This is a genomic window from Aquirufa novilacunae, from assembly GCF_045310505.1.
GTDB classification, from domain to species: Bacteria; Bacteroidota; Bacteroidia; order Cytophagales; family Spirosomataceae; genus Aquirufa; species Aquirufa novilacunae.
The window spans coordinates 204,310-229,656 of record NZ_JBEWZG010000001.1 but is presented as its reverse complement, the minus strand read 5'-3'; the positions used below and the strand labels follow the sequence as shown (position 1 = coordinate 229,656).

Annotated in this window: 23 protein-coding genes; 14 read left to right on the top strand and 9 right to left on the bottom strand. The window is 39.5% G+C overall.

The annotated features are described in order from the left end of the window. Positions 1-2: 2 nt before the first annotated feature. Genes V7S74_RS01025 through V7S74_RS01015 form a run of 3 tightly spaced genes read right to left on the bottom strand, consistent with a single transcriptional unit; the run spans position 3 to position 2,306 of the window. Complete coding sequence (locus tag V7S74_RS01025; protein ID WP_406776917.1) at positions 3-596, bottom strand: DUF5683 domain-containing protein; 594 nt, start codon at positions 594-596, stop codon at positions 3-5. Further along, positions 596-1,516 carry a ParB/RepB/Spo0J family partition protein gene (locus tag V7S74_RS01020; protein WP_406776916.1) on the bottom strand — a complete coding sequence of 307 codons (921 nt, stop codon included), beginning with the start codon at positions 1,514-1,516 and terminating at the stop codon, positions 596-598. The genes V7S74_RS01025 and V7S74_RS01020 overlap by 1 nt, the downstream gene beginning before the upstream one ends. Before the next feature lie 10 nt (positions 1,517-1,526). After that, positions 1,527-2,306, bottom strand: coding sequence for a ParA family protein (locus tag V7S74_RS01015; protein ID WP_406776915.1), 780 nt, complete (start codon positions 2,304-2,306; stop codon positions 1,527-1,529). Positions 2,307-2,403: 97 nt separating this feature from the next. On the opposite strand from V7S74_RS01015, the gene V7S74_RS01010 reads away from it, so the two are divergent. After that, on the top strand, positions 2,404-3,990 hold the full coding sequence (locus V7S74_RS01010; protein WP_406776914.1) for a peptide MFS transporter: 1,587 nt from the start codon (positions 2,404-2,406) through the stop codon (positions 3,988-3,990). Position 3,991: 1 nt separating this feature from the next. Further along, a complete protein-coding gene (locus tag V7S74_RS01005; RefSeq protein WP_406776913.1) occupies positions 3,992-4,693 on the top strand; it encodes a VIT1/CCC1 transporter family protein in 702 nt (233 codons plus the stop codon). Here V7S74_RS01005 and ggt read toward each other — a convergent pair. Continuing rightward, positions 4,687-6,369, bottom strand: coding sequence for a gamma-glutamyltransferase (gene ggt / locus V7S74_RS01000; RefSeq protein ID WP_406776912.1), 1,683 nt, complete (start codon positions 6,367-6,369; stop codon positions 4,687-4,689). The two genes, V7S74_RS01005 and ggt, sit on opposite strands and share 7 nt — an antisense overlap. 127 nt (positions 6,370-6,496) lie before the next feature. On the opposite strand from ggt, the gene V7S74_RS00995 reads away from it, so the two are divergent. Together V7S74_RS00995 and V7S74_RS00990 are read left to right on the top strand one after the other, a co-directional pair. Continuing rightward, positions 6,497-7,735: an aminotransferase class I/II-fold pyridoxal phosphate-dependent enzyme gene (locus V7S74_RS00995; protein ID WP_406776911.1), complete on the top strand. Its 1,239-nt coding sequence runs from the start codon at positions 6,497-6,499 to the stop codon at positions 7,733-7,735. A gap of 176 nt (positions 7,736-7,911) precedes the next feature. Continuing rightward, positions 7,912-8,091 carry a histone H1 gene (locus V7S74_RS00990; protein WP_406776910.1) on the top strand — a complete coding sequence of 60 codons (180 nt, stop codon included), beginning with the start codon at positions 7,912-7,914 and terminating at the stop codon, positions 8,089-8,091. 53 nt (positions 8,092-8,144) lie between these two features. Here the strand turns inward: V7S74_RS00990 and V7S74_RS00985 are convergent, their stop codons facing one another. Next, positions 8,145-8,549 carry a MaoC family dehydratase gene (locus V7S74_RS00985; RefSeq protein WP_406776909.1) on the bottom strand — a complete coding sequence of 135 codons (405 nt, stop codon included), beginning with the start codon at positions 8,547-8,549 and terminating at the stop codon, positions 8,145-8,147. A 68-nt stretch (positions 8,550-8,617) separates the two neighbouring features. Here V7S74_RS00985 and V7S74_RS00980 point away from each other — a divergent pair, with 68 nt between their 5' ends. Then, complete coding sequence (locus V7S74_RS00980; protein WP_406776908.1) at positions 8,618-9,457, top strand: diacylglycerol/lipid kinase family protein; 840 nt, start codon at positions 8,618-8,620, stop codon at positions 9,455-9,457. A 274-nt stretch (positions 9,458-9,731) separates the two neighbouring features. After that, positions 9,732-11,162: a chromosomal replication initiator protein DnaA gene (gene dnaA / locus V7S74_RS00975; RefSeq protein WP_406776907.1), complete on the top strand. Its 1,431-nt coding sequence runs from the start codon at positions 9,732-9,734 to the stop codon at positions 11,160-11,162. Positions 11,163-11,214: 52 nt separating this feature from the next. Here the strand turns inward: dnaA and recA are convergent, their stop codons facing one another. Further along, positions 11,215-12,273: a recombinase RecA gene (gene recA, locus V7S74_RS00970; RefSeq protein ID WP_406776906.1), complete on the bottom strand. Its 1,059-nt coding sequence runs from the start codon at positions 12,271-12,273 to the stop codon at positions 11,215-11,217. A gap of 125 nt (positions 12,274-12,398) precedes the next feature. Between recA and V7S74_RS00965 the strand changes: the two genes are divergently transcribed. Beyond that, a complete protein-coding gene (locus V7S74_RS00965) occupies positions 12,399-13,190 on the top strand; it encodes a DUF3108 domain-containing protein (protein WP_406776905.1) in 792 nt (263 codons plus the stop codon). On the opposite strand, the gene V7S74_RS00960 is transcribed toward V7S74_RS00965, so the two are convergent. Beyond that, positions 13,166-14,455: a cryptochrome/photolyase family protein gene (locus V7S74_RS00960; RefSeq protein ID WP_406776904.1), complete on the bottom strand. Its 1,290-nt coding sequence runs from the start codon at positions 14,453-14,455 to the stop codon at positions 13,166-13,168. The two genes, V7S74_RS00965 and V7S74_RS00960, sit on opposite strands and share 25 nt — an antisense overlap. A gap of 120 nt (positions 14,456-14,575) precedes the next feature. Between V7S74_RS00960 and queA the strand changes: the two genes are divergently transcribed. From queA to V7S74_RS00935, 5 genes are all read left to right on the top strand, one after another. Then, entirely contained in the window at positions 14,576-15,628 is a 1,053-nt protein-coding gene (gene queA, locus V7S74_RS00955) for a tRNA preQ1(34) S-adenosylmethionine ribosyltransferase-isomerase QueA (protein WP_406776903.1), read from the top strand. Between the two features lie 20 nt (positions 15,629-15,648). After that, a complete protein-coding gene (locus V7S74_RS00950; RefSeq protein ID WP_406776902.1) occupies positions 15,649-16,314 on the top strand; it encodes a 2-C-methyl-D-erythritol 4-phosphate cytidylyltransferase in 666 nt (221 codons plus the stop codon). Between the two features lies 1 nt (position 16,315). Beyond that, a complete protein-coding gene (locus V7S74_RS00945; RefSeq protein ID WP_406776901.1) occupies positions 16,316-18,688 on the top strand; it encodes an efflux RND transporter permease subunit in 2,373 nt (790 codons plus the stop codon). Beyond that, positions 18,689-19,870, top strand: coding sequence for an MFS transporter (locus V7S74_RS00940; protein WP_406776900.1), 1,182 nt, complete (start codon positions 18,689-18,691; stop codon positions 19,868-19,870). A gap of 300 nt (positions 19,871-20,170) precedes the next feature. Next, positions 20,171-21,793: an NADP-dependent glyceraldehyde-3-phosphate dehydrogenase gene (locus tag V7S74_RS00935; RefSeq protein WP_406776899.1), complete on the top strand. Its 1,623-nt coding sequence runs from the start codon at positions 20,171-20,173 to the stop codon at positions 21,791-21,793. A 65-nt stretch (positions 21,794-21,858) separates the two neighbouring features. Here V7S74_RS00935 and V7S74_RS00930 read toward each other — a convergent pair whose 3' ends face one another. Next, a complete protein-coding gene (locus V7S74_RS00930; protein ID WP_406776898.1) occupies positions 21,859-23,475 on the bottom strand; it encodes an ABC-F family ATP-binding cassette domain-containing protein in 1,617 nt (538 codons plus the stop codon). A gap of 87 nt (positions 23,476-23,562) precedes the next feature. Between V7S74_RS00930 and V7S74_RS00925 the strand changes: the two genes are divergently transcribed. Together V7S74_RS00925 and coaD are read left to right on the top strand one after the other, a co-directional pair. Continuing rightward, positions 23,563-24,168, top strand: a complete 606-nt coding sequence (locus tag V7S74_RS00925) for a DUF3822 family protein (protein WP_406776897.1) — start codon at positions 23,563-23,565, stop codon at positions 24,166-24,168. Then, complete coding sequence (gene coaD, locus V7S74_RS00920; protein ID WP_406776896.1) at positions 24,155-24,613, top strand: pantetheine-phosphate adenylyltransferase; 459 nt, start codon at positions 24,155-24,157, stop codon at positions 24,611-24,613. Before V7S74_RS00925 ends, coaD begins: the two co-directional genes overlap by 14 nt. On the opposite strand, the gene V7S74_RS00915 is transcribed toward coaD, so the two are convergent. Further along, positions 24,605-25,282 (bottom strand): NUDIX hydrolase, encoded by a 678-nt coding sequence (locus tag V7S74_RS00915; protein ID WP_406776895.1) that lies wholly within the window; start codon positions 25,280-25,282, stop codon positions 24,605-24,607. The genes coaD and V7S74_RS00915 overlap by 9 nt on opposite strands. Positions 25,283-25,347 lie beyond the last annotated feature (65 nt).

The window sequence follows — 25,347 nt, the reverse complement described above, 5'->3', positions numbered from 1 at the left end:
CTTTATTTAAAATTAAATGTTAAGGTGAGGCCGGATACCAAACTTTGGGAAAAAGGCTGGTAATCAACCGTAGGCTTCACTTTAAGACTGATATCATCCGACACATCAAATGTTTTCAAATGCGCACTCACATTCGCGTCCACCACATTCAAGGTCCAGGCTAACACCATACCAATGTAGGTATAATCCCTATTTCTGCGATAACCATCCGTTAAACGCTTCAACTGATTTACATCTAAATCACGAATTGTCCCATCCTCATAAGGTACCGCCACCGTGGTGGGAGGTTTATAGGTAGGATCATCCGGATGAAGAGAAACCTGGTAATAATACCCTCTGTACTTTGAATAGCGAACATCATTCCAGTTCGCAATCATTCCCAAAGAAACAAAGGCTCCCGCCACTAAAGGTAACTTCCAATATTGCCGATTGTACAATTGTCCCCAACCTGGAATCATTAAAGACTTAAGCGTTGCTTGTCGAGGAATGATTTTATACGGTTTAACTACCGGTTTCAATTGTACCGTATCCCTCACATCCTTTGCGTGTAGGCCTATCGGCAAAAGCAAAACTAACAGGAAGTACCTTAAGTACATTATTGAACCTTGTTAAGAATGGTTAAAAGCTCCTCTTTCGTTTTAAAGCTTAATTTAATTTCTCCCTCCCCTTTCTCATTTATTTTCAATGCTACTGGGGTTTTAAAGAAGGATTTCAAAGTCGCTTGCCACGCCTGTAAATCATGGGCAGACACCTTGGTTGTGGTAGAACCTGTGGCAACCGTATCGATATTCCCAGACTGACGAACCGCGTCCTCTAAACGACGAACGGACCAATCTTCTGCGATGGCTTTTAAAAATAAGGCATTTTGCAAACTTGCATCCTCCAAGGAAACTAAGCAACGCGCATGGCCCATAGACAATTTATTATCACGAATCGCCACTTGAATATGAGGTGGCAATTTCAATAAACGCATGTAATTGGTTACGGTCGAACGATTCTTACCTACACGAGCGCCTAAGTCCTCTTGCTTTAAATCACATTCCTCCATCAATCGCTTGTAGGAAAGGGCGATCTCAATCGCATTGAGATTCTCTCGCTGAATATTCTCGATCAAGGCCATTTCGATCATTTGCTGATCATCCGCCGTCCGAACATAGGCCGGAATTGTTTTCAACCCAGCTAATTTAGACGCTTGAAAACGTCGCTCACCGGAGATTAACTGGTATTTTTTGGCAGAAACCTTACGAACCGTAATCGGTTGAATAATACCTTGAACACGGATCGATTCGGCTAATTCTTGTAATGCCTCAGCGGCAAAATATTCTCGAGGTTGAAAGGGATTCGTTTCAATTAAGTCCAAAGAAATCTCATCCATTAAATTCACCCCTTCTAGGCTTCCTGCGAAATCAGATGGATGACGAGATTGTAGTCCACCTCCATCAGAATCCTCTAACAAGGCACCTAAACCTCTACCTAAACCCGTTCTCTTCTTTGAATTTTCTTGCTTTGCACTCATATATCTGAACCTAGTTGGTCACTAGCAAACCATTCTTGCGAATAATTTCTTTGGCTAAATTTAAATAACTAATGGCCCCCTTACTATCCGCATCATGCAAGATGGCAGGTACACCAAAACTAGGTGATTCCGATAAGCGAATATTCCTTGGAATAATCGTCTCAAACACCATATTTTTAAAATGAGAATTTACCTCATTCACTACCTGATTCGATAGACGTAAACGCAAATCGTACATGGTTAACAAGATTCCCTCTATCACTAAGGCCGTATTTAAACGCGATTGAATAATCTTAATCGTATTCAATAATTTGCCTAATCCTTCTAAGGCATAATATTCACATTGCACAGGAATAATCACCGAATCTGCAGCGGTAAGGCTATTAATGGTTATTAAACCTAAAGAAGGTGAACAATCCATAATGATAAAATCATACAAATCCTTTACAGCCTCTAATGCCTCTTTCATCTTTCTTTCCCGGTTATTTAGATTAATCATTTCAATCTCTGCACCGACTAAATCAATGTGGGAGGGAATGATATCTAAAAAGGGAACTTCGGTAGGTAAAATGCTATCCTGTACGCTAGATAGACCTACCATACATTCGTAGATACTGTTTTTAACTTCTTTCGGATTAAAACCTAAACCAGAAGTTGAATTCGCCTGAGGGTCCGCGTCAATCAAAAGGGTCTTAAACTCAAAAGCAGCTAAACTCGCAGCTAAATTTATGGCTGTCGTTGTTTTACCTACTCCCCCTTTTTGATTTGCAATCGCGATAGTTTTGCCCATAGGATGTTTAACGAAATGAATTAACAATATTACAAAAAAGGTTTCACATCTATCTCGAAATTCTTGTATCTTGTCACGAAAAATTCAGCAAACCTATATGTCAACAACTAGTACCTCACACCCCAAAGGCCTTTATTTTCTGTATTCCACGGAGATGTGGGAGCGCTTCAACTTTTACGGAATGCGCGCCATACTTTCCTTGTTTCTAGTTAGCGCCCTCTCTTTCAAGCAAGACGAAGCTGCCATCTTATATGGTGGATTTTTAGGGCTTAGTTATTTAACCCCTATGCTAGGCGGTTATATATCTGACAGATACATCGGAAATCGAAACAGTATCATCGGTGGTGGTTTTGCCATGGCCATAGGCCAACTTTTATTATTCAGTTCAGCCAGTACATTTACCTTAGATGTCCCCTTCGCTACGAAATTAATGTGGGGAGGATTGTTGTTTTTAATCTTAGGCAACGGATTCTTCAAACCCAATATTTCCTCGATGGTAGGCCAGTTGTATAAAAAAGGAGATAGTCGTTTAGACGCCGCTTTCACTATTTTTTACATGGGAATTAACACCGGTGCCATGCTAGGCATGCTTATTTGCCCTTGGTTAGGTGACGTAAAATTGGATGGAGTTCGTGTGATCGAAGCCTTCAAATGGGGCTTTTTAGCGGCAGGTGGAGCGATGTTGATCGGTACCATTTTATTCATCTTTCTAAAAGGGGTATTTTTGAAAGCTCCTGATGGAAGCGATATTGGTTTAGCGCCTACCTTTAGTGAAACTAAATCAGTCGACGCTGAAACGGAAAAGGCTGAATTCTCAACTCAGTCCATTGTTTTCTCGAGTGCCTTATTCATTGGTTTAATCATCGGGTTTCATTATTTATTCATCACTGAGGTACCTAATCCGATCAAAGACTGGATTTATCCGGTCATCTATTCTGCGGGTATCAGCTTAGCTTTCCTGATTCTACAGGATAAGACCTTGACCAAAATAGAGCGTGATCGCATCTGGGTCATGTATTTTGTGGCCTTCTTTGTCATTTTCTTCTGGGCAGCCTATGAGCAAGCTGGATCTTCTTTGACGTTTATTGCAGACCAGCAGACGGATTTGAATTTCTTTGGCATTATGTTGCCACCTAGCTCTGTCCAAAACGCGAATTCCTTCTTCATCATCATTTTAGCTTTTCCTTTCTCCTGGCTTTGGATGCGGTTAGCAAAAAGAGGAATTGAACCTAATTCACCTGGAAAGCAAGCGATCGGGCTTATGCTATTAGCGATTGGTTATTTAATTATCGCATTAAAAGTGAAGGACTTGGGTTCAGATAAATTAGGTGTAATTTGGTTATTCATCATGTATTTATTTCACACGATGGGGGAATTAAGCCTTTCTCCGATCGGATTATCCTTAGTATCCAAGCTAGCGCCTAAACGATTCTCTTCTTTATTGATGGGTGTATGGTTCTTAGCTAATGCGGCCGGCTATGCCTTGTCAGGAACGCTAGGAGCCCTTTTACCTCCAGCAACGGCGGTAGCAGGTCAAACAGTCTTCCCTAGTTTCTTGGGGTTCGAAATTAAAAATCTATATGATTTTTTCATTGTATTTGTAATAATGGCCGGAATTGCTTCTGTAATTTTGTTTGGCTTAGCTAATGGTCCACTTAAACGTATGATGCACGGCATCAGATAATATGAATACACACGATCATCATTTACACGAACAACATTTAAAAAGTTCAGATTTCATTACGGACGTCGTGATAGGCATGTCCGATGGTCTAACGGTTCCTTTTGCCTTGGCTGCAGGACTTTCAGGAGCCGTGGCCTCTGCTAGCATTGTAACCACAGCAGGTATCGCCGAAATCGTGGCAGGATCTATTGCCATGGGCTTAGGAGGTTATTTAGCAGGCCAAACAGAACAAGAGCACTACGAGGCAGAATTAAAACGCGAGTATGAGGAAGTAGAGCGCGTACCAGAAAGAGAGAAGCAAGAAATTAGAGATGTATTTGCGGATTATGGTTTAAGCCCAGAGGCACAAGAAATTGTCGTTGAATCGATCTCAAAGGACAAAAATAAATGGGTAGACTTCATGATGCGTTTTGAGCTTGGACTAGAACGTCCTAACCCAAATCGGGCTAGAAATTCAGCCTTGACTATTGGCATATCATACATTGTGGGCGGTTTCATCCCACTTCTACCCTATTTTTATGTAGATAAACCAGAACAAGGATTACTTTATTCAGCCGAGGTGACGATTTTAGCTTTACTTGTTTTTGGCTATTTCAAAAGTAAAGTAACCGGCCAAAATCCCATCATCGGATCCCTTAAAGTTGCTTCCATCGGAGCAGCAGCCGCGGCCGCCGCATATTTTGTAGCAACCTTATTTCAATAGGCTGACACGGTATCATCGCCACGGGAATCTGCACCACCCTGAAGATTCCCATTAGGCAAAACTAGAATACCTTCTACTAAGCCAATAGCTGAAACAGGTGAGAAAGTATAGCCTTTCGTCTGTAAACGTATTTGTTGTTCCTCAGAAAAACGTTTGGGTTCTGAAGTAATTTTCTCTGGTAACCATTGGTGGTGAAAACGCGGATATTCTACCGCCTGCTGCATATTCATCCCCATTTCTAGTGTATTCAACACTACTTGGAAGACGCTGGTAATAATAGTAGATCCACCTGGAGTACCTACCACCATCTTTAATTGACCATTTTCCTCCACAATAGTTGGAGTCATGCTAGAAAGCATCCGTTTGTTTGGTTGAATCTCATTCGCCTTGGAACCAATTAAACCATATAGGTTGGGTGACCCTGCTTTGGCAGAAAAATCATCCATCTCATCATTCAAAAGAAAACCAGCACCACCCACAAACACCTTACTTCCATAAGAATTATTTAGGGTCGTAGTGATCGAAACCGCATTTCCTTCTCCATCCACAATACTATAGTGCGTTGTTTCTGGGCTTTCATAGCCTGGGAAACTGCCTGATTGGATGGATGAACTTGGAGTGGCTTGTACAAAATTCATACTTGACATTCTTGTAGCATTATAGGCTGGATCAATCAATTCGTTCACCGGCACTTTCACAAAATCAGGATCGCCAAGCCATTTAGAACGATCTGCATACACGCGTCTCTCTGCTTCTACCATCACCTGAATCGTCGAATCAGAGCTTGGGCCCCATTTGTTTATAGAATAAGGAGCCACCATTTGTAATAATTGGGCTAAAGCAACTCCTCCACTACTTGGAGGCGGCATCCCAATAATCTGGTAATTCTTGTATTTACTTTTAATTGGTGTTCTCCAAACCGCTTGGTAATTCTTTAGATCCTTCATCGAAATCAAACCATTTTGAGCCTGCATTTCTTTCACAATGAATCGAGCTGTTTCACCTTTATAAAAGCCATTTGCTTTTTTGGTCATGATGCGATCTAAGGTAGCCGCAAGGTCACTTTGGACTAATAGATCCCCTTGTTTCCATTCTTTACCATCTGCAGACAATAAATAAGTTTTACCTGGATTTTCCTTCAGAAACTCGGTCCTTTGGCGATTTAAACCTCTTGCTTCCTTCTCAGTCAACAATAATCCTTTGCTTGCAAGATCAACAGCAGGCCTAACTAATTCTGCCCATGGCAAATGGCCTAATTTGTCATGCATTTCTTGCATGCCAGCAACAGTACCTGGTACACCTACCGAGAAAATACCCGTCATCGATTTGCCCGGAATGATATTCCCGTTTGCATCTAAATACATATCTCTACTCGCCGCAGAAGGCGCTTTCTCCCGATAATCTAACGCTTTTACATTTCCAGATTTATCTCGGTAGACTAAAAAACCTCCACCACCAATATTTCCAGCAGTTGGATGACAAACGGCTAAAGCAAAATTGACAGCCACAGCCGCATCAATCGCATTACCGCCTTTCTTTAAAATGGCTAAACCTATTTCAGAAGCGGCAGGGTGAGTCGAAACGACCATGCCTTGCTTGCCTTCGATAAGAGGCTTTTGTGTATTTTGAGCAAATACAGAGAAAGAAAGAAGTAAGAGTTTAAAATACTTAGTCATTCGAATGAGGTTTTGTAATGAAACGACAAATTAATAGAATCTGATGATTTACTAACATTGCGATAATAAAAATATAATTTAACTTTGTGATTATTTAAAGAATTTTTCAATAAAACGTAGACTAACAGTGGATATTTTCGAGAAGGTAGCTAATAACATGGGGCCCATTGGTGCACATGCCCATTATTCCCATCATTATTTTTCATTCCCAAAATTAACAGGTGAATTAGGCCCTAGAATGACATTCATGGGCAAAGAAATGCTAAACTGGTCTTTAAATAACTATTTAGGTTTAGCGAATCACCCTGAAGTTAGAAAAGCAGATGCTGAAGCCACTGCAAAATACGGTTTAGCCTACCCTATGGGGGCACGTATGATGTCTGGAAATACAGATGAACACGAAGAATTTGAACGTCAATTAGCTGAGTTCGTCGGTAAGGAAGATGCGTTTTTATTGAATTACGGTTACCAAGGGGTAATGTCTGTCATTGAATGCATGGTTGACTACAAGGACGTCATCGTATATGATGCTGAATCTCATGCTTGTTTAATTGATGGTATTCGTCTACACAAGGCTAAAATGGGCCAATACTATAAGTTCAATCACAATGATATGGACTCTTTGCGTAAGAACTTAGAGCGTGCGACTAAAATCACCAATGAAACTGGAGGTGGAATTTTAGTGATCACGGAAGGTGTTTTTGGGATGTCAGGTAAGGTAGGATCTTTAGATAAAATCGTGGAAATGAAGAAAGACTTCAATTTCCGCTTATTAGTTGATGATGCACACGGATTCGGTACGATGGGTGACCATGGTAAAGGAGTGGGTGAATACCTGAATTGCACAGAAGGAATTGATTTATACTTCTCTACTTTCGCTAAATCAATGGCAGCGATCGGAGCTTTCATCGCAGCGCCAAAAGAGATCATCATGTATTTAAAATACAATATGCGCTCTCAAACCTACGCAAAAGCACTTCCAATGCCATTTGTGATTGGTGGAATGAAACGCCTAGAGTTGATCAAGAAACACCCAGAATTAAGAGAAAAATTATGGGAAAATGTGCGTGCCCTACAAAAAGGACTAAAAGACAAAGGTTTTGATATCGGAGAAACACAGTCACCTGTAACACCGGTATTCTTACATGGAGAATATGATATTGCAGCCGTGACTAAATTAGTTCGCGACCTTCGTGAAAACATGGGAATTTTCTGTAGTATCGTTGTTTATCCAGTAGTTCCTAAGGGTCAAATCATGCTTCGCATTATTCCGACTTCTTCACATACATTAACAGATATTGAATACACCTGCGATTGTTTTGCTGAAGTTCAAAAAAGATTGAAATCTGGCTATTATGCGCAATAATTGATTGATTAAAAGGTATTTTTAGAGGAAATTGTATTTTTTTGAACTTTTTTTCTGTTTTTTCTTGATTTTAATTTGCATACAATAAGTTTTTTACTAAATTTCGCTTATTAAAGCTCATTTAAGGGCATAAAGACAATCTAATATTATTTACACAACCTAAAAAACAAATTATCATGAGTAGATTTGCACAAGTAAAGGACTTAATTTTATCTTTAGAAGGAGATTTCGAAAAATTCTACGATAAAGGAAATCAAGCAGCTGGTACTCGCGTTAGAGGTGGTTTACAACAATTGAAGACTTTAGCACAAGAAATTCGTACTGAAGTTCAAAACAAGAAAAACGCAGGAAAATAATTTTTCCCCTCTTGCAATAAAAAAGCCCGATTTTCATCGGGCTTTTTTTTATGTTAAAACAATTCGTTGTGCATAGCTGAGGCCATACCGTCCACCATTAGCTTCCCTCGTTCAAGTTCAAAAACCTGCGTTGATATTTCAGCGGTATGTTTAGCGGGATTCGTACTTACGATTTCAAATTTGGCTTTATAGGTAGTTCCTACAAATAGAGGACGTTTAAATTCGGATACTTGCTTTAAGTAGACACTTCCCTCACCTGGAAACTCCATTCCCATAACCCTTGAAAATACACTCGCTATTAAAGCGCCGTGAATAATCGGTTTCTTAAACGGAGTTGTAGCTGCATATGCCTCATCCCAATGAAGTGGATTAAAATCCCCTGATATTTTACAAAACTCATTTACTTGTTCTTGCGTGAAAGAAAACTCAATCTCATACGCATTCCCTATTTCTAACATAGTTTGATCATTTTTTGTAAAATTAAACCAAAATTTGATTCTATTTTTGTGCTATTCTAAAATAAACCATGATTCACTTTATTCTAAATCCAAATGCTGGAACGAATTCGACACAGAAGAAAGCTATGATTTTAGCCAAAATCCAGTCCATTCCATCCGCTAAAGTTTGGGTTTCAGAGTACATCAATCATGCCACAGAACTGACTAAACTTGCCTTATCTGAAAATCCGGAGAGAATCATCGTCATTGGAGGAGATGGAACCATCAATGAAGTCGCATCGGCTATGTTGTTTACGGCTATTCCTTTAGGGATCATTCCATTAGGTTCAGGGAATGGCTTAGCTAGGCACCTAGGCATCCCATTGGATTTTGACAAAGCACTCATCAAAGCATTAAAGGGAGAGATAATAACCATAGATGCTGGAAAATGGAATGAGCGACCATTTTTTTGTACCGCAGGTATCGGATTTGATGCAACGGTTGCGGCTCATTTTGCCAAAAGAGGCAAGAGAGGATTTTTCAATTACCTCTATTCTACTTTTGCCTGCATCACTAAATACAAAGCCGTCGAGATAAACGAAAGAGGACTAGTTTATTCCTTCACTGTCGCGAATGCAAACCAATTTGGCAATAATGCCTACATATCTCCTGAATCGGATTTACAAGATGGTCATTTAGAGTCGATTGAGATAAAACCAGGCTCCTTCTTCTCCTTAGCCATTCTTGGAATAAGTCTATTTACCAAAAAGCTACACCAAAGTAAGTTGGCCACCATTTCATCCCTAAAATCGCTAACAATACATACAAAGGCAGGATTACCTTTTCACCTTGACGGAGAAAGTTTAGTCTTGACTACTGACAAGATCGATATCCATATTTTGCCTGCCTCACTTCAAGTGATAAAATAATTTTCTTATACTTTTTCAAGTTAAAGAATGATTAAAGCACACTAAATTTGAACAATTTTTAGAAGCAAATTTTTAGCCATTTTTTTTCGAGAAAAAACTGGATTTATTTTCGATTTCGAATTTGGAAGGACGCCTTATTTTACTATTTTTGTCTCCCCGCTTAAGAAAAATTTAATCGTTTTCTTAAAAGAAAAACCATTATAAACTTTAAAGACGTAAACCAAGGTGAATTCCTTAAAAATTCACCCTAAGAGCTTTTTTACCCATATTATTAATGCAAATCGAAGTAAGAGACTTGTGGAATCAATGCCTGAATATCATCAAAAATGATATATCAGAGCAAAGTTTCGCGACTTGGTTTGCACCTATTGTTCCTCTTAAGTTTCAAAACAACACGCTAACGATTCAAGTGCCTTCTCAATTCTTCTATGAATGGTTAGAAGAGAAGCACGTTTCGGATTTAAGAAAGGCCATCGATTTAACTGTCGGTCGTCACGGGATGTTAGAATATTCGATTGTGATAGATAACGGAGATCGGAAGAATCCACCCATCACATTCAACCTTCCCCCTACGCATCAGGGACAAAACAACACCGAAAAGGCAGCTAACTTCCCTAACCCAGCGAAGAGTCCATTTGAATTAAAAAACCTAGATTCCTTAGAATTAGATTCTTATTTAATTCCAAAATATACATTTGACAAATTCATTGAAGGAGACTGTAACCGATTAGGTAGAGCTGCCGGAATGGCTGTTGCGAACAAACCTGGTTTAACCGCCTTCAATCCCCTAATGATTTATGGTGGTGTAGGTTTAGGAAAGACCCACTTGATTCAAGCGATTGGAAATCAAATAAAGGACTCCTTCCCAGATAAGTTTGTGCTTTATGTTTCGACGGAGAAGTTTACAAATCAATTTGTCAATGCCATCAGAAACAATTCTATCGAGGCTTTCACGAACTTCTACCTTCAAGTAGATGTGTTAATCATCGATGATGTACAATTCCTATCGGGTAAAGAAAAGACGCAAGAAACATTCTTCAATATCTTTAACCACTTGCATCAATCCGGAAAACAAATCATTCTATCCTCTGACCGTGCACCTCGCGATTTAGCTGGTATGGAAGATCGTTTACTTTCCCGATTCAAATGGGGTTTAACAGCTGATTTGCAACAACCTGATTTTGAGACTAGAATTGCTATCATTCAGAAGAAGTTGCAAGAAGACGGAATTCAAATAGATTTTGATGTATTAGAATATTTAGCTCATTCGATTCAGACAAACGTTCGTGAACTGGAAGGAGTGATCATTTCATTAATGGCTCAAGCGTCATTAACACGCAAAGAAATCGATTTAGAATTAGCGAAGTCTACTTTAAAAAGCATTGTAAACGAGCAAGAGAAGGAATTAAGTGTGGAAAGTATCCTCGATGTGGTGACTAACCATTTCGATGTAGACATCGACACCTTACGAGGTAAATGTCGGAAGAAAGAGAATGTATTCCCTCGCCAAATTGCCATGTACATGCTAAAGGAGTTAACAAACTTACCTTTAAAGTCCATTGGATACCATTTCGGAGGAAGAGATCATAGCACGGTCATTCACGCTGTTCAAGCTGTATCTGAAGCCATGGAAACAGATCAAACGGTGGAAAAAACTATTCGAAACTTGTTTACCCGATTTAATCTCAAAGGAGTTCAATCATAAAAAAAGCGACTAATCTACATTAGCCGCTTTTTTTATACGCATTGTTTAGTGCTTATTCCGCTACCGCGTCCTTATCTAACAAGGCACTATCATCTACTTTTACTTTGTCTTTGATCTTAGCTTCCAATTCTTCCATCAATTCTGGATTATCTTTAATTAAGTCTTTCACCGCATCGCGACCTTGACCTAAGCGATTTCCATTGTAAGAGAACCAAGAACCTGACTTATCAATTACATCTAAGTCTACCCCTAAATCAAGGATTTCGCCTGCTTTAGAAATACCTTCTCCGTACATGATATCAAATTCAACCACCTTGAAAGGAGGAGCTAATTTATTCTTCACAACCTTAACACGCGTTCTGTTACCTGTGATCGAGTCTGCACTTTCCTTAATTTGACCTGCACGACGAATATCTAAACGTACAGAAGCATAGAATTTCAAGGCATTACCACCAGTTGTTGTTTCTGGAGATCCGAACATGACACCAATTTTATCACGTAATTGGTTAATAAAAATACAGCAACAACCCGTTTTATTGATGGTTCCCGTTAGCTTACGTAAAGCTTGAGACATTAAACGAGCTTGAAGGCCCATTTTAGAATCCCCCATCTCCCCTTCGATCTCCGCTTTCGGAACTAAGGCAGCCACCGAGTCAATCACAATAATATCAATTGCGCCAGAAGAAATAAGGTGTTCCGCGATTTCTAAGGCTTGCTCCCCATTATCTGGTTGAGAAATCAATAGGTTTTCACAATCGATACCTAATTTCTCTGCATATGAACGATCAAAAGCATGCTCAGCATCTACGAAAGCGGCTAAACCACCTGCCTTCTGAGCTTCAGCAATCATGTGCAAAGTAAGTGTAGTTTTACCAGAAGACTCTGGTCCATAAATTTCAACGACACGACCTCTAGGCACACCACCGATTCCCAAGGCTAAATCTAATCCTAATGATCCTGTTGAAATCACAGGCACATCCATTACTTTACTATCAGATAATCGCATTACGGTACCTTTACCATAGGCTTTATCTAATTTCTCTAACGTAGTTTGTAAAGCTTTTAACTTTTCAGCCGCCAGGCCTTGCGCATCACTAGCTTGTTTCGCCATTTTCGTTTTTTATCTAAAATTTAAGGGGCAATCGAGTATATTTGTGTTATCGTTTGGCCTATACAAAAATAGAAAATTGCCACTAATTTTTTATACAAACAATTGATAATTAATTGAGCTTTGGCATGAAAAATCAGACTCTTGTTATTTTACTTTTCTTCAGTTCTATTTTGAGCCTATTTGGCCAACAAAATAGTCCCTTACTAGCTGGAGAAAATTTAAAATACCGGATTCATTTAGGATTCATCAATGCCGCCGAAGCCACCATAAAAAGTAGCCCTGGAACAAGTTCCTGGGAGGATCAGACCTTACGCAAGGTCGAAATAGAAGGCAAAACCACGGGGGTGCTCGAATTATTTAGTCCTTTAAGAGATTACTGGTCAGCACAAATCGATACGGAAAGCCTTTTGCCTGTAAAAACAGAAATGCGCAAAAAAGAGGGCCGCTATCGCAAAGAGGAAACCGTTTTATATCAAATGGACAAAGGTTTTGCGCGAATCACCTCACCGCAAAACAAACCCGTAACCTCCACCATCAATGGCCCTAAAGACCTATTGGATCTTATTTCGGCCTATTATTTCTTACGCAGTAAACCTGTATCGGAGAAAAAGCCAGGTTCACGCTGGTCAGCCCAAGTACTTGTGGATAGTAAGATTTACGAATTAGTCCTAGTTGTTCGATCTAAAGAAACGATTGAGACAGAGGCAGGCAAAAAAGCGAGTATCAAAACCAATATTTTGTTACCGAAAAACAACCTATTTAAGGAAGAGGATGCCATTCGCTTGTGGATTAGTGACGATGAATATCAGGTACCACTAAAGGTTCAGGTGAATCTAAAGATAGGTTTCCTCACCATCGACCTCATTGACTATAGTATCCAAGGGAAAAAGATTTATTTCCCTAAGGCAACTTTATAAGCCTCTAACACGCGTCCTCTGGCAAATTCGTGATTCACTATCGGTGCCGGATAAGTGAACTCTTGCAATTCAGGAACCCATTTTTTGATGTAGGCCAAAGACTGGTCAAACTTCTGAGTCTGCAAAGTCGGATTAAATACCCGGAAATATGGAGCTGCATCACAACCAGATCCAGCCGCCCACTGCCACCCACCATTATTTGCCGCAAAATCGAAGTCCAATAATTTCTCTGCAAAAAAGGCTTCACCCCAACGCCAATCAATCAACAAATGCTTCACTAAAAAACTAGCGACAATCATACGCACCCGATTGTGCATAAAACCAGTGGCATTTAACTCCCGCATTCCAGCATCCACGATTGGATACCCCGTTTTCCCTTCGCACCAAGCTTTGAACTCCACTTCGTTATTACGCCAATTCATTCGGTCGTATTCTTTTCTAAACGAATGCCCTTCTGAAATATGCGGAAAATGATGCAGAATATTAAAGTAGAAATCACGCCAAATCAGCTCATTCAGCCAGACCTCAGATTTCCCTAGAGCTCTGCGAACTAAAGATCGAATTGATAGGGTACCAAAGCGCAAATGAACCGAGAGTCTAGAGGTTCCAGGTTTCGCAGGAAAATCACGATCCTGAGCATAGGACTTAATCAATTCATCCTGAACTTGAAGGCTAGGAAATACCAAGCCTGAGGGCTGAAAACCGATATCAGTTAAGCTGGGAATGTTGAATGTATTATCAACGTAATTTGAAATCGCAGCAGAAGAAAAATTAGGTAATACCGTCTCTTGTAATAATGCCTTCCATTTCCTTGAATAAGGTGTAAATACAGTGTAAGGAGTACCTGCACCTGATAGCACTTCGTCTTTTTCAAACACCACCTGATCCTTGAAGGTCTCGAATTTCACGCCCATTTCCTGAGCTAAGGATTTGATTTTAGCATCTCTCTCAAGACCATACCTTTCATAATCGTGGTTTGTGTATACTTTCACCACTTCCCATTCGCTGAACAAGGAACGGAATAGGGTCAATGGATCACCGTATTTTACACAGAGATGTCCACCAATTTGCGTGTTAATTGCTTCCAGTGCCTGGTGTATAAACTCCACACGACCGTCTTTTTTCGAAGGTAAACGATCTAGAATGTTTGTGTCAAAAATAAAGAGCGGTAGAACAGGTACGTCGGAAGACAAGGCTTGGAATAATCCATGATTGTCTTCTATACGTAAATCACGTCTAAACCAAAATATCGAAACTTTTTTCATGCCTTATCTGTCTTAAATGGCTAAACTACGTAGATTCTGTATTGTTTCAAAAATTTACCTTGACAAGCCCCCCCTCAATATGGTATATTTGTAAATTATAAAAATTCAACCCCTCTGAGAATGAAATTATCTGAATTCAGATTTGATTTACCCCAAAACTTAATTGCCCTTAATCCTACCGAAAATCGCGAAGATGCGCGTATGATGGTAGTGAACCGTAAGAACAAAACAATTGAACACAAGAAATTCACAGATATCATTGATTATTTTGGTGAAGGTGATGTATTAGTAACTAACAATACAAAAGTTTTTCCAGCACGTTTATACGGCAATAAAGAGAAAACAGGGGCTCAGATTGAGGTATTTTTGTTGAGAGAGTTAAATAGAGAACACCGTCTTTGGGACGTATTAGTAGATCCAGCACGTAAGATCCGCGTGGGTAATAAATTATATTTCGGTGATTCTGACCTTGTGGCAGAGGTAATTGATAACACGACTTCTCGTGGACGTACGATTCGTTTCTTATACGATGGCGATCATGAGGCATTAATGCAGGCGATTCACGAATTAGGGGAAACACCACTTCCTGATGAGATTCGTTTCAAAAGAGCGGCAACGGAGGATGACCGTGATCGTTTCCAAACCATTTATGCTGAACACGTAGGTGCAGTGGCAGCTCCAACAGCGGGTTTACACTTCTCTAAAATTGTGATGAAGCGCATGGAATTAAACGGCGCTCAATTCACTCCTATCACATTGCACGTGGGTTTAGGTACTTTCCGTCAGGTAGATGTAGAGGATTTGACCAAACACAAAACGGATTCAGAGCACTTCATGATCAATGAAGCAACTTGTAATTATGTGAACGAGGCTATCGATAACAAAAAACAAGTTTTGGCGGTAGGAACAACCGTAATGAAAGCCTTAGAATCATCTGTCTCCGCTTCTGGTCACTTAAAACCAATTAATAGCTGGACAGATAAGTTTATCTTCCCTCCGTACGAGTTTAAAATCCCAACGGCTTTGTTGACTAATTTCCATTTACCAGAATCGATTCTATTAATGATGGCATCGGCTTTTGGTGGACATGAATTAATCACAGAGGCGTATAAACAAGCTATCAAGGAGAAATACCGTTTCTTCTCATATGGTGATGTGATGTTAATCATCTAATATAATTAATCGGGTTTGCTTTGAAAAAATTTGCCATCATTGTTGCAGGAGGCTCCGGCCAACGTATGAATAGTACGATTCCTAAGCAATTTCTGCTTTTACAAGGCAAACCCGTCCTATATCACACCCTTAAAGCATTCCACAAGGCAGACCCCAAGACAGAACTACTGGTTGTCTTGCCCGTGGAACAGTTTGACTACTGGAAATCCATCATTAGCGAATTACCTGAAATAGCTCATCGATTAGTTGAAGGGGGTGAATCTAGGTTCCAAAGCAGCAAAAATGCCATAGAGGCATTAGAGGGTGAAGGAATCGTGGCCATTCATGATGGGGTTCGTCCTATTATTGAACCTGAATTAATTTCAGCTAGCTTCCAAGAAGCAGCTACTAAAGGAAATGCGGTTTTAGCCGTGGCGTCAAAAGATTCTGTTCGTTTTTATTCACCGGAAAAAGCTGGATTCGAACACTTAAATCGAGAGTCCATTCGTTTGATACAAACGCCACAAATTTTCACTTTGAAAGACTTGAAAACAGCTTTTAAACAAGATTATTCAACAGATTTTACAGACGACGCGCGCGTTGTGGAGTCTATCGGTGTTAAAATTAACTTAGTGGAAGGCTCCTACAGAAATATTAAAATCACCACGCCTGAGGATTTAGACTTAGCTGAGGTCCTACTTACATAATATGAAAAACACTTGGGACTGGATTGGGAAAAGCATCCTTCGCTATAAATTCCCCTTATTAGGATTTATTCTATTACTTACTATTGGATTAGGTTTCAAGGCAAGTCAGATTCAGTTGAGTTACGAATTAGCTAAAATACTTCCAAAAACGGACGAGCGTTTTCAGTTATACGAGGGATTCAAAAAGAAATATGGGGAAGATGGCGCCGTTATGGTCATCGCCGTAGAAAACGATCAAATCTTCAGCCCGGAAGAATTCAAAGCATGGCGTGAGTTAAGTTCAGCTGTAAAAAAACAACCTGGCATTAAGAACGTCCTCTCGCTGGCTACTTTACCTGAATTATACCTTGATTCGACTGAGAAGAAATTCAAAACTCGCTTATTACTCGATTCAACCGCCGTTCTTAATGAGGAGAATCTGAATCGCTTTAAAACTCAATTAGGTAAACTACCCATCTATAAGAACTTCCTTTATACAGAAGATTTAAAGACACATCTGCTTCTTATCACCCTAGATCAGAAGGTAATCAATGATAAAGGGAGAATTACCTTAGTAAAAAACATAAAGGCCTTAGGAGAGCAATACCAAGCAAAAATGAAGCATACGGTTCACATGACGGGTATGCCCTTCATTCGGACAGAGTATACTTCTCAAGTGACGAAAGAATTAAGTCTATTTTTAGGACTAGCCATCTTAGTTACTTCACTTATTTTACTCTTCTTCTTCCGTTCCTTACAAGTGGTATTCTTTGCGAATATTGTGGTCTTGGTGGGGATTATAGCCTCCTTGGCCACAATTGTATTCTTTGGATTTAAGATTACCTTATTGTCTGGATTAATTCCTCCACTGATTGTGGTGATCGGTATCCCCAATGTCATATTCCTACTGAATAAATACCACGAGACGTATTTAGCAGGAAAATCAAAAGAAGAATCCTTAATCGAAAGTGCTTCTAAGGTAGGAAGAACCTTGTTTTTAGCGAATTTAACTACCTCTATTGGTTTTGGGGTGTTTGCATTTACTGGGTCAGCGTTATTAGTTGAATTTGGGGTGGTAGCTGCCTTAAATGTAATGATCACCTTCTTCATCTCGCTGGTTCTCATTCCGATATTCTTCAGTTTCTTAGCACCTCCACAGAAGAAAGATTTAGCCCATTTTGAGTCTATTCGTGTAAATAAATTCTTGAATCGAGTAGATGTGTGGGTTTTACACCATAGAAAATTCATCTATGGTTTCATCTCCATTGTACTCGTTATCTCCTTATATGGATTGACTAAAATCCAAGCTGTAGGCTACATTGTGGATGATTTGCCACGTGATAATGCCATCTATACGGATTTGAAGTTTGTGGAAGACCGATTTAAGGGGGTGATGCCATTTGAGATCAATATTGATGCTTTTGAAAAAGGACGGGCATTAACACCTGAGCTTTTGGCAAAAATCAAGAGAACAGAAAAGTTAATCGCTAAATACCCGGAATTCACTCAAGGACTTTCCATTTTAACGGCCACTAAATACTTGTATCAGGTCTACAGAGGTGGAGATCCCAAGTATTTCACTTTGCCTGGAATTGATGAGTTAGCTAAATTAAAGGATTTCCAATCCAGCTTGAATGGCAAAAACAATTTATTCTCAGGATTCTTAGACAAAGAACAACGCTTCACTCGGGTTAGTTTTCAAATGCAAGATGCCGGAACCGTACGGACTAGGGCTTTATTTGATGAAATTCAACCCAAAATCGATAGCATTTTCAGAACAGATATCGAAACGGGGGAATTATTACCAAAAGGTGATAAGCGAGGATATCAAGCGGATGTGACAGGTAATTCGGTCATTTATGCCTTCCAAACAGAATATTTGCAAGTCAACCTCATCGAGAGTACAATTACAGCCATTGTGTTAATTTGTATTTTGATGGCGCTACTATTTAGGTCTTGGAAAATGGTTTTAATCTCTACCCTACCTAGTTTAATCCCTTTGATCATTACTGCAGGCTTAATGGGTTATTTTGGGATTGCGTTAAAACCAAGCACAATTTTAATCTTCTCAATTGCCTTTGGTATTTCCAGTGATGGGACTATTTATTTCCTAACTCGCTACAAAGAAGAATGGGGGAAAAATAATAAAAACATCCAAAAAGCGGTACAGACTACTATTTTAAAGACAGGCGTTTCTATGTTCTATACGGCGATGATTCTGTTTTTTGGGTTCTTCATCTTCACAGCGTCGACATTTAAAGGGACTCAGGCACTTGGAATATTAGTTTCTGTGACACTTTTAATGGCCATGATTTGTAATTTAATCTTACTTCCGGCCTTCTTGTTAGGATTAAATAAAAAGGAGATATCCACCATTTTAGAAGAGGATTTGTAGATGAAGGAGACTAAACCGTCATTGTATACTTTATCGTTCTTCTTACTTTGCCTGAGTAACTTCTTGTTTTCGGCGAGTTTCTCCATGATTATCCCGGAGCTTCCTGATTATTTAGCTAGCTTGGGTGGCAAAGAATACATCGGATATACCATTGCTTTATTTACACTAGCCGCTGGCCTTTCTAGACCCTTTTCTGGTAAATTGACTGATCACGTGGGTCGGATTCCCATCATGGCCTTCGGTTCCTTAGTTTGTTTCATTTGTGGAGGACTTTACCCACTTCTTCATACCGTTCAAGGATTTTTGTTTCTCCGCTTTATTCATGGCATGTCTACCGGAACTAAACCAACCGCTACAGCAGCTTATGTGGCTGATGTGATCCCAGAGGATCGTAGAGGGGAAGCACAGGGAAGTTTAGGAATATTCACTGCGACTGGAATGTCTATTGGTCCAGCTATTGGGAGTTTTTTAGCTTCGACTTATGGTTTAGACCAAATGTTCTATATCTCCTCCGTTTTCGCTTTAGCCTCCATCCTTATTTTGAGTCGGATGAAGGAAACTTTACCCCCTACGATGAAATCCCGGTTAAAATTATCTCTTTTTCGAATCGGGTGGAAAGATGTTTTTGAGCCTAAAATAATACCGGTATTTTGGATCATGTTATTCGTTTCCTTTTCTGCTGGGGCGATGATCACCTTAATCCCTGATACCTCCAAAATTGTAGGGTGGACAAATAAGGGCTTATATTTTACTATTTACACCGTCTCCTCCATCGTTATTCGTTTCTTCTTTTCCAAAGCATCCGATCAATATGGACGAATTCCCGTGTTGATTTTTGGCTGTTTTATGCTAAGCCTATCCATGTTTTTATTAGTATTCTCCGCTAATTCCTATCTGATGATCATATCAGCCATTATTTATGGGGTCGCCTGGGGTTTTAATACACCCACACTTGCCGCTTGGACGAATGATTTAGGGGACAAAAACCACATGGGACGTGCGATGGCAACAATGTATATCGCTTTAGAGGCAGGAATCGGAATAGGCGCTTATGTATCTGGAGAAATCTACCAAGGGATTCCAAATCATATTCCCATTCCGTTTTTAATCGCGGGATTATTATCTTTACTCGCATTCCTACTTTTGTGGAAGAAAAAACAAGCATGGACCTATGGAATTTAGCGACTATTTAGTGCAGAAAAATATTTGTTCCACTCGCTTTTCAGCTGGAGATCCCTCCTTGTTTCAAGCTTGGTCAAGCGCATATAATCTTCTGCATCCTGCTAGTTTCACAGAACAAAACAAGTTCATTATTAACAAAATCCGAAGAAAATATCCTCTAAAAAAGGAGTAATAACAGGTACTCGTTGTCTTTATATTTGTAAATAACCGGAAAAACATGGTACTATTTAAATAATAGATTCTGTCTTTTATTTGAAATGTGCTAATTCCGGAGATTTGTAAAAATTAATACGCAAGACAATGCCCGAAAACAATTTACAGAACTTGTTCCCATCAGCTGGACAAATCCCCAAGGAATACGATTTAACGCAACCCATCGAGCAAAAAGAATATTTAGTTAATGGAGAAATGCGTCAATGGAAAGGAAAAACGCAAGACGTTTGGTCTCCAATCTATGTAAAAACAGACAAAGGTTTTGAGCAAAAACGTATCGGCTCCTATCCTATCACGGATGCGGCAGATGCCATGGAAGTTTTGTATGCTGGCGTAAAAGCTTATTCAAATGGTCGTGGCGAATGGCCTTCAATGACCGTTGCGCAAAGAATCGAGTGTGTAGAGAAATTCACACAAAAAATGATTCAAAAGCGCGATGAGGTAGTCAAATTGTTAATGTGGGAAATCGGTAAATCATTAGGCGATTCTCAAAAAGAATTTGATCGCACTGTTCAATACATTTATGACACCATCGGTGCATTAAAAGATATCGACCGCAATTCCTCCACTTTCTTAATCGAAGAAGGAATCATCGGTCAAGTAAGACGTTCTCCATTAGGAGTTGTTCTTTGTATGGGTCCATTCAACTATCCTTTGAATGAAACCTTTACTACCCTAATTCCTGCCCTAATTATGGGTAACATTGTTTTATTTAAACCACCGAAACACGGTACCTTATTACACTACCCCTTACTAGAGGCCTTTAAAGATTCCTTCCCTGCTGGTGTTATTAACACCTTATATGGTCGCGGAAACTCGATTATCCCTCAATTAATGGAATCAGGGAAAATCGATGTATTAACCTTAATCGGTTCTTCCAAAGTGGCGGATAAGTTAAAGAAGATGCACCCGAAAGTGAATCGTCTACGTGCTATCTTAGGACTTGATGCAAAGAACGCGGCGATTGTAACTGAAAGCGCAGACTTAGATTCAGCAATCAATGAATGTCTTTTAGGATCTCTATCCTTTAATGGACAACGTTGTACAGCCGTTAAAATCATCTTTGTTCACAAATCCCTTGCAGATAAATTCAATGAAGGTTTAGCTAAAAAGATTGAAGCTTTGAAATTAGGTATGATGTGGGAGCCTGGTGTGCAAATCACTCCACTTCCTGAGCCTAATAAACCAGCTTACCTAACTGAATTAATTGAAGATGCGAAGTTGCATGGCGCGAAGGTGATGAATGAGCATGGTGGTGAGAATTTCAAATCGATCTTCTTCCCTGCTTTATTATACCCAGTGAATAGCAAGATGAAGGTTTGGCATGAGGAGCAATTTGGACCCGTGGTTCCTGTTGTACCTTTTGAAAACTTAGACGAGCCGATTGATTATATCCACGAATCATCACATGGTCAGCAAGTGGCGATTTTTGGAACGGATGTAAACCAAATCTCTGAATTGATTGATGCCACCGTGAATCAAGTTTCTCGTGTAAACATCAATGCACAATGTCAACGTGGACCAGACTCCTTCCCTTTCACAGGGCGTAAAGACTCTGCAGAAGGTACTTTATCCGTAACTGCGGCATTACGTTCCTTCTCTATTCGTACAGTAGTAGCTACAAAAGCGACTCAAACGAATAAGGACATCGTGAATGCAATCGTTGAGAACCAACAATCAAACTTCTTATCGACTAGATTTATCTTGTAATCTAACGATTTCGATAAATAAAAAGGCCAGCGCTTTCGTGCTGGCCTTTTTTATTGTTAAAGTTTTTATTTCAAAGCCGCTCTTTGTGCTTTCACCGCAGGATCAGTAATAAACTCATCATAAGTCATCAACTTATCTAATTGACCTTTAGATCCAATTTCAATCACACGATTAGCTACCGTATTCGTTAATTGGTGGTCATGGCAAGTAAACAAAATCGTTCCTGGGAATTCAATCATACCATTGTTTAAGGCAGTGATTGATTCTAAATCCAAGTGATTCGTAGGCTCATCAAACAACAATACGTTTGCACCTGATAACATCATGCGCGAGAACATACAACGTTGTTTTTCACCTCCAGAGATTACGGTACACTTTTTCAAGGCCTCATCTCCTGAGAATAACATACGACCTAAGAAACCACGGATGAAACTTTCATCTTTCTCAGTCGAATATTGACGTAACCAATCCACTAGATTCAAGGAATCATCCTCGAAATATTTGGCATTATCATTAGGCAAATATGTCTGAGTCGTTGTTACTCCCCACTTAAATTCACCTGTAAAATTCGTATTTTCACCTGCAAGGATGTCTAATAAGGCGGTGATGGCTAAGGAGTCCTTAGCTAATAAAGCCACTTTATCGCCTTTGTTAATGGTAAACGAAAGATTCGTAAATAACGGAGCGCCATCTTCTGTAGTAGCTGAAAGGTTTTCTACACTTAATAGTTGATCACCGGCCTCTCTTTCAGGCTTGAAATTAATGAATGGATACTTACGTGATGATGGCTTGATGTCATCCACTTGAAGTTTATCCAACATTTTTTGACGAGAAGTCGCTTGTTTCGACTTCGCTACGTTAGCTGAGAATCGACGAATAAATTCTTCTAATTCCTTGCGCTTTTCATCCGTCTTTTTGTTTTGATCAGCACGCTGACGAGCAGCTAATTGTGATGATTCATACCAGAAAGTATAGGTACCACCATATAATTGAATCTTGCCAAAATCTAAGTCAGCGATGTGTGTACACACATTATCCAAGAAGTGACGATCGTGAGAAACCACGATCACCGTATTTTTAAAGTTCATCAAATAGCCCTCTAACCATAAAATGGAATCAATATCCAAGTTATTCGTAGGTTCATCCAGTAAAAGTATATCTGGATTACCAAAAAGCGCCTGAGCTAATAAAACCTTTACTTTATCAGATCCATTTAAATCTTTTAATAAAGTATAATGTAAATCCGCAGAGATACCTAAACCACTAAGCAAGGAACCTGCCTCCGACTCCGCTTCCCATCCATTTAATTCAGCAAATTCAGCTTCTAAATCTGCCGCTTTATTTCCATCCTCTTCTGTAAAATCCTCTTTCAAATAAATCGCATCCTTCTCTAACATAATGTCATAGAGGCGTTTATTACCCATAATGACCGTCTGTAACACTTCTACCTCCTCGTATTCGAAATGATTTTGCTTCAAAATCGACATACGTTCTCCTGGATTCATCGAAACTGAACCTGTTTGCGATTCAATTTCACCGGATAAAATCTTTAAGAAGGTCGATTTTCCGGCCCCATTTGCACCGATTAAACCATAACAGTTACCCTCGGTAAACTTGATATTCACTTCTTCAAAAAGAACTCTTTTCCCAAAACGAAGGGACACATTAGATACTTGCAACATAGGAGCTGGATTAAATAGGGTGCAAAATTACTAATTTTGAAGGCGATTATCATATTTTTTTTGCAATTTCGAATCGAATATTAGACTATGGATCCTTCGATTTCGAGTGAAACCTTGCATCTTCGACTAAGCGCGGAGAATTTTCGGGAGCAATTACAGGCTCAACCGAAGAAGGATCCCCGTATTGTTTCCGTTCAAATTGAAATCTCAAATGAACTTTTCTTGCTTATTCCGCATAGCTATGATTCGGTCACTTACCGCCTAGGTTTTTTAGAGAAAGCGCTGGGAGAACATGCCTTGGTGGGAAAAGAGATTCACTTTCAACCTATAGAGCAGGAAGGAGCCAATCTTGTTTTTTTAGTCCCTAGCGACTGGAAAGACCTCATTTCAGCGCATTTCCCTTTTGCGAAAATTGAATACACTCACCTGCTAGCAAAATGTTTCATGAAGAAGGAGCAGCAATTAACGCTGTTTGTATTCGGGAATTTAGCTTTTGCGAGTCTTTATCAGGCTCAAAAATTACAGTTAGCGAATGCATTCCCCTTTGAAAGCGCCATTGAATTAGCCTTTTATTTACAATCTATCCGTGACGCCTTTTCATTAAACTGGAATTTGTATCCTCCCCTTTTGGTAGCAGGATCAGAAGAAATTTCAGATGCTCACCTTTATCAAATCCCATATGTCTCATCCTAAAAAAGCATTTTTCCCTGGTTCGTTTGATCCATTTACGAAAGGACATGAAGATATTGTGTTGAGAGCATTAGCTCTTTTTGACGAGGTAATTATCGGTATAGGCCAAAACTCCTCTAAATCACGTTACTTCCCTTTGGCTAAAATGGAGGAATATATTCGTAAAACATTCGAAGGAAAACCTGTAAGTGTGGTGACCTATCAAAATCTTACAGCCAATGTAGCTCATGAATATGGAGCCAAATTTATTGTCAGAGGATTACGAAATACGACAGATTTCGAATACGAAAACTCCATTTCACAAGTGAATAGACACATTCACAATGAACTAGAAACGGTATTCTTAATCACTTCTCCGCATCTAGCTCCAATCAGCTCGACGATTATCCGCGATTTACACCGTTATGGAAGTCCTGTGGACCAATACCTCCCGTATAGCTTAGATTAATTTAGACTTCTCGATGACATAACGTATAGATGAATACGTATTTGTAAGCGCTTGAATTTGCTTCTTCTCATTTAGCCACTCTACCTTTTCGATTCCCTCTTCGATTTGTGGAATTAATTTCCCTGTAAAATTAGTCTTCATCGCATACCAACGCGTTTTCTTCAAGACTAACTTGTTTTTGTGTGTATAGGTATGGTACGTAGTACAAATCTTATTACCTAACTCAGCTTTCACATTGCATTCTTCCTCCACCTCTCTAACGGCCGCAGTTTCGAATTTCTCGTTCTTCTCTAACTTTCCTTTTGGCAAATCCCATTTACCTAAACGAAACATCCACAACACTTCTTGCTGTTGATTAACTACCACCCCTCCAGCTGCTTCAACTAAAGAATACATCTTGATAATGCGTGATTTATAGGTCTTACGATCGTCAACTATAATATATAGCGCATGGAAATGAACACCAGATTTAGCATGAAGATTCATTAACATCTTCTCGACTTGCTCAATACTAGCATTAATGATACAGGTATGTCCACTGAAATTCTCCACTTTCAAGGGAGAAAGACGAGCATCCAGGACTAAATCAAAATCCTCTTTAGATGGAATCGCACCTAACTCTTTCTTCTTCACGATTCTGATCGGTCGATCATCAATAAAAATTACCATCTTTTCAATTTTGTGAGGCAAAAATAGAATTAAATAGTGAAAGATAAACTGAATAAATTATTTTT

Coding starts and splice junctions, on each gene's coding strand:
- V7S74_RS01025 (WP_406776917.1), bottom strand. CDS start 596: ATGTACTTAAGGTACTTCCTGTTAGTTTTGCTTTTGCCGATAGGCCTA.
- V7S74_RS01020 (WP_406776916.1), bottom strand. CDS start 1,516: ATGAGTGCAAAGCAAGAAAATTCAAAGAAGAGAACGGGTTTAGGTAGA.
- V7S74_RS01015 (WP_406776915.1), bottom strand. CDS start 2,306: ATGGGCAAAACTATCGCGATTGCAAATCAAAAAGGGGGAGTAGGTAAA.
- V7S74_RS01010 (WP_406776914.1), top strand. CDS start 2,404: ATGTCAACAACTAGTACCTCACACCCCAAAGGCCTTTATTTTCTGTAT.
- V7S74_RS01005 (WP_406776913.1), top strand. CDS start 3,992: ATGAATACACACGATCATCATTTACACGAACAACATTTAAAAAGTTCA.
- ggt (WP_406776912.1), bottom strand. CDS start 6,369: ATGACTAAGTATTTTAAACTCTTACTTCTTTCTTTCTCTGTATTTGCT.
- V7S74_RS00990 (WP_406776910.1), top strand. CDS start 7,912: ATGAGTAGATTTGCACAAGTAAAGGACTTAATTTTATCTTTAGAAGGA.
- V7S74_RS00985 (WP_406776909.1), bottom strand. CDS start 8,549: ATGTTAGAAATAGGGAATGCGTATGAGATTGAGTTTTCTTTCACGCAA.
- V7S74_RS00980 (WP_406776908.1), top strand. CDS start 8,618: ATGATTCACTTTATTCTAAATCCAAATGCTGGAACGAATTCGACACAG.
- dnaA (WP_406776907.1), top strand. CDS start 9,732: ATGCAAATCGAAGTAAGAGACTTGTGGAATCAATGCCTGAATATCATC.
- recA (WP_406776906.1), bottom strand. CDS start 12,273: ATGGCGAAACAAGCTAGTGATGCGCAAGGCCTGGCGGCTGAAAAGTTA.
- V7S74_RS00965 (WP_406776905.1), top strand. CDS start 12,399: ATGAAAAATCAGACTCTTGTTATTTTACTTTTCTTCAGTTCTATTTTG.
- V7S74_RS00960 (WP_406776904.1), bottom strand. CDS start 14,455: ATGAAAAAAGTTTCGATATTTTGGTTTAGACGTGATTTACGTATAGAA.
- queA (WP_406776903.1), top strand. CDS start 14,576: ATGAAATTATCTGAATTCAGATTTGATTTACCCCAAAACTTAATTGCC.
- V7S74_RS00945 (WP_406776901.1), top strand. CDS start 16,316: ATGAAAAACACTTGGGACTGGATTGGGAAAAGCATCCTTCGCTATAAA.
- V7S74_RS00940 (WP_406776900.1), top strand. CDS start 18,689: ATGAAGGAGACTAAACCGTCATTGTATACTTTATCGTTCTTCTTACTT.
- V7S74_RS00935 (WP_406776899.1), top strand. CDS start 20,171: ATGCCCGAAAACAATTTACAGAACTTGTTCCCATCAGCTGGACAAATC.
- V7S74_RS00930 (WP_406776898.1), bottom strand. CDS start 23,475: ATGTTGCAAGTATCTAATGTGTCCCTTCGTTTTGGGAAAAGAGTTCTT.
- V7S74_RS00925 (WP_406776897.1), top strand. CDS start 23,563: ATGGATCCTTCGATTTCGAGTGAAACCTTGCATCTTCGACTAAGCGCG.
- coaD (WP_406776896.1), top strand. CDS start 24,155: ATGTCTCATCCTAAAAAAGCATTTTTCCCTGGTTCGTTTGATCCATTT.
- V7S74_RS00915 (WP_406776895.1), bottom strand. CDS start 25,282: ATGGTAATTTTTATTGATGATCGACCGATCAGAATCGTGAAGAAGAAA.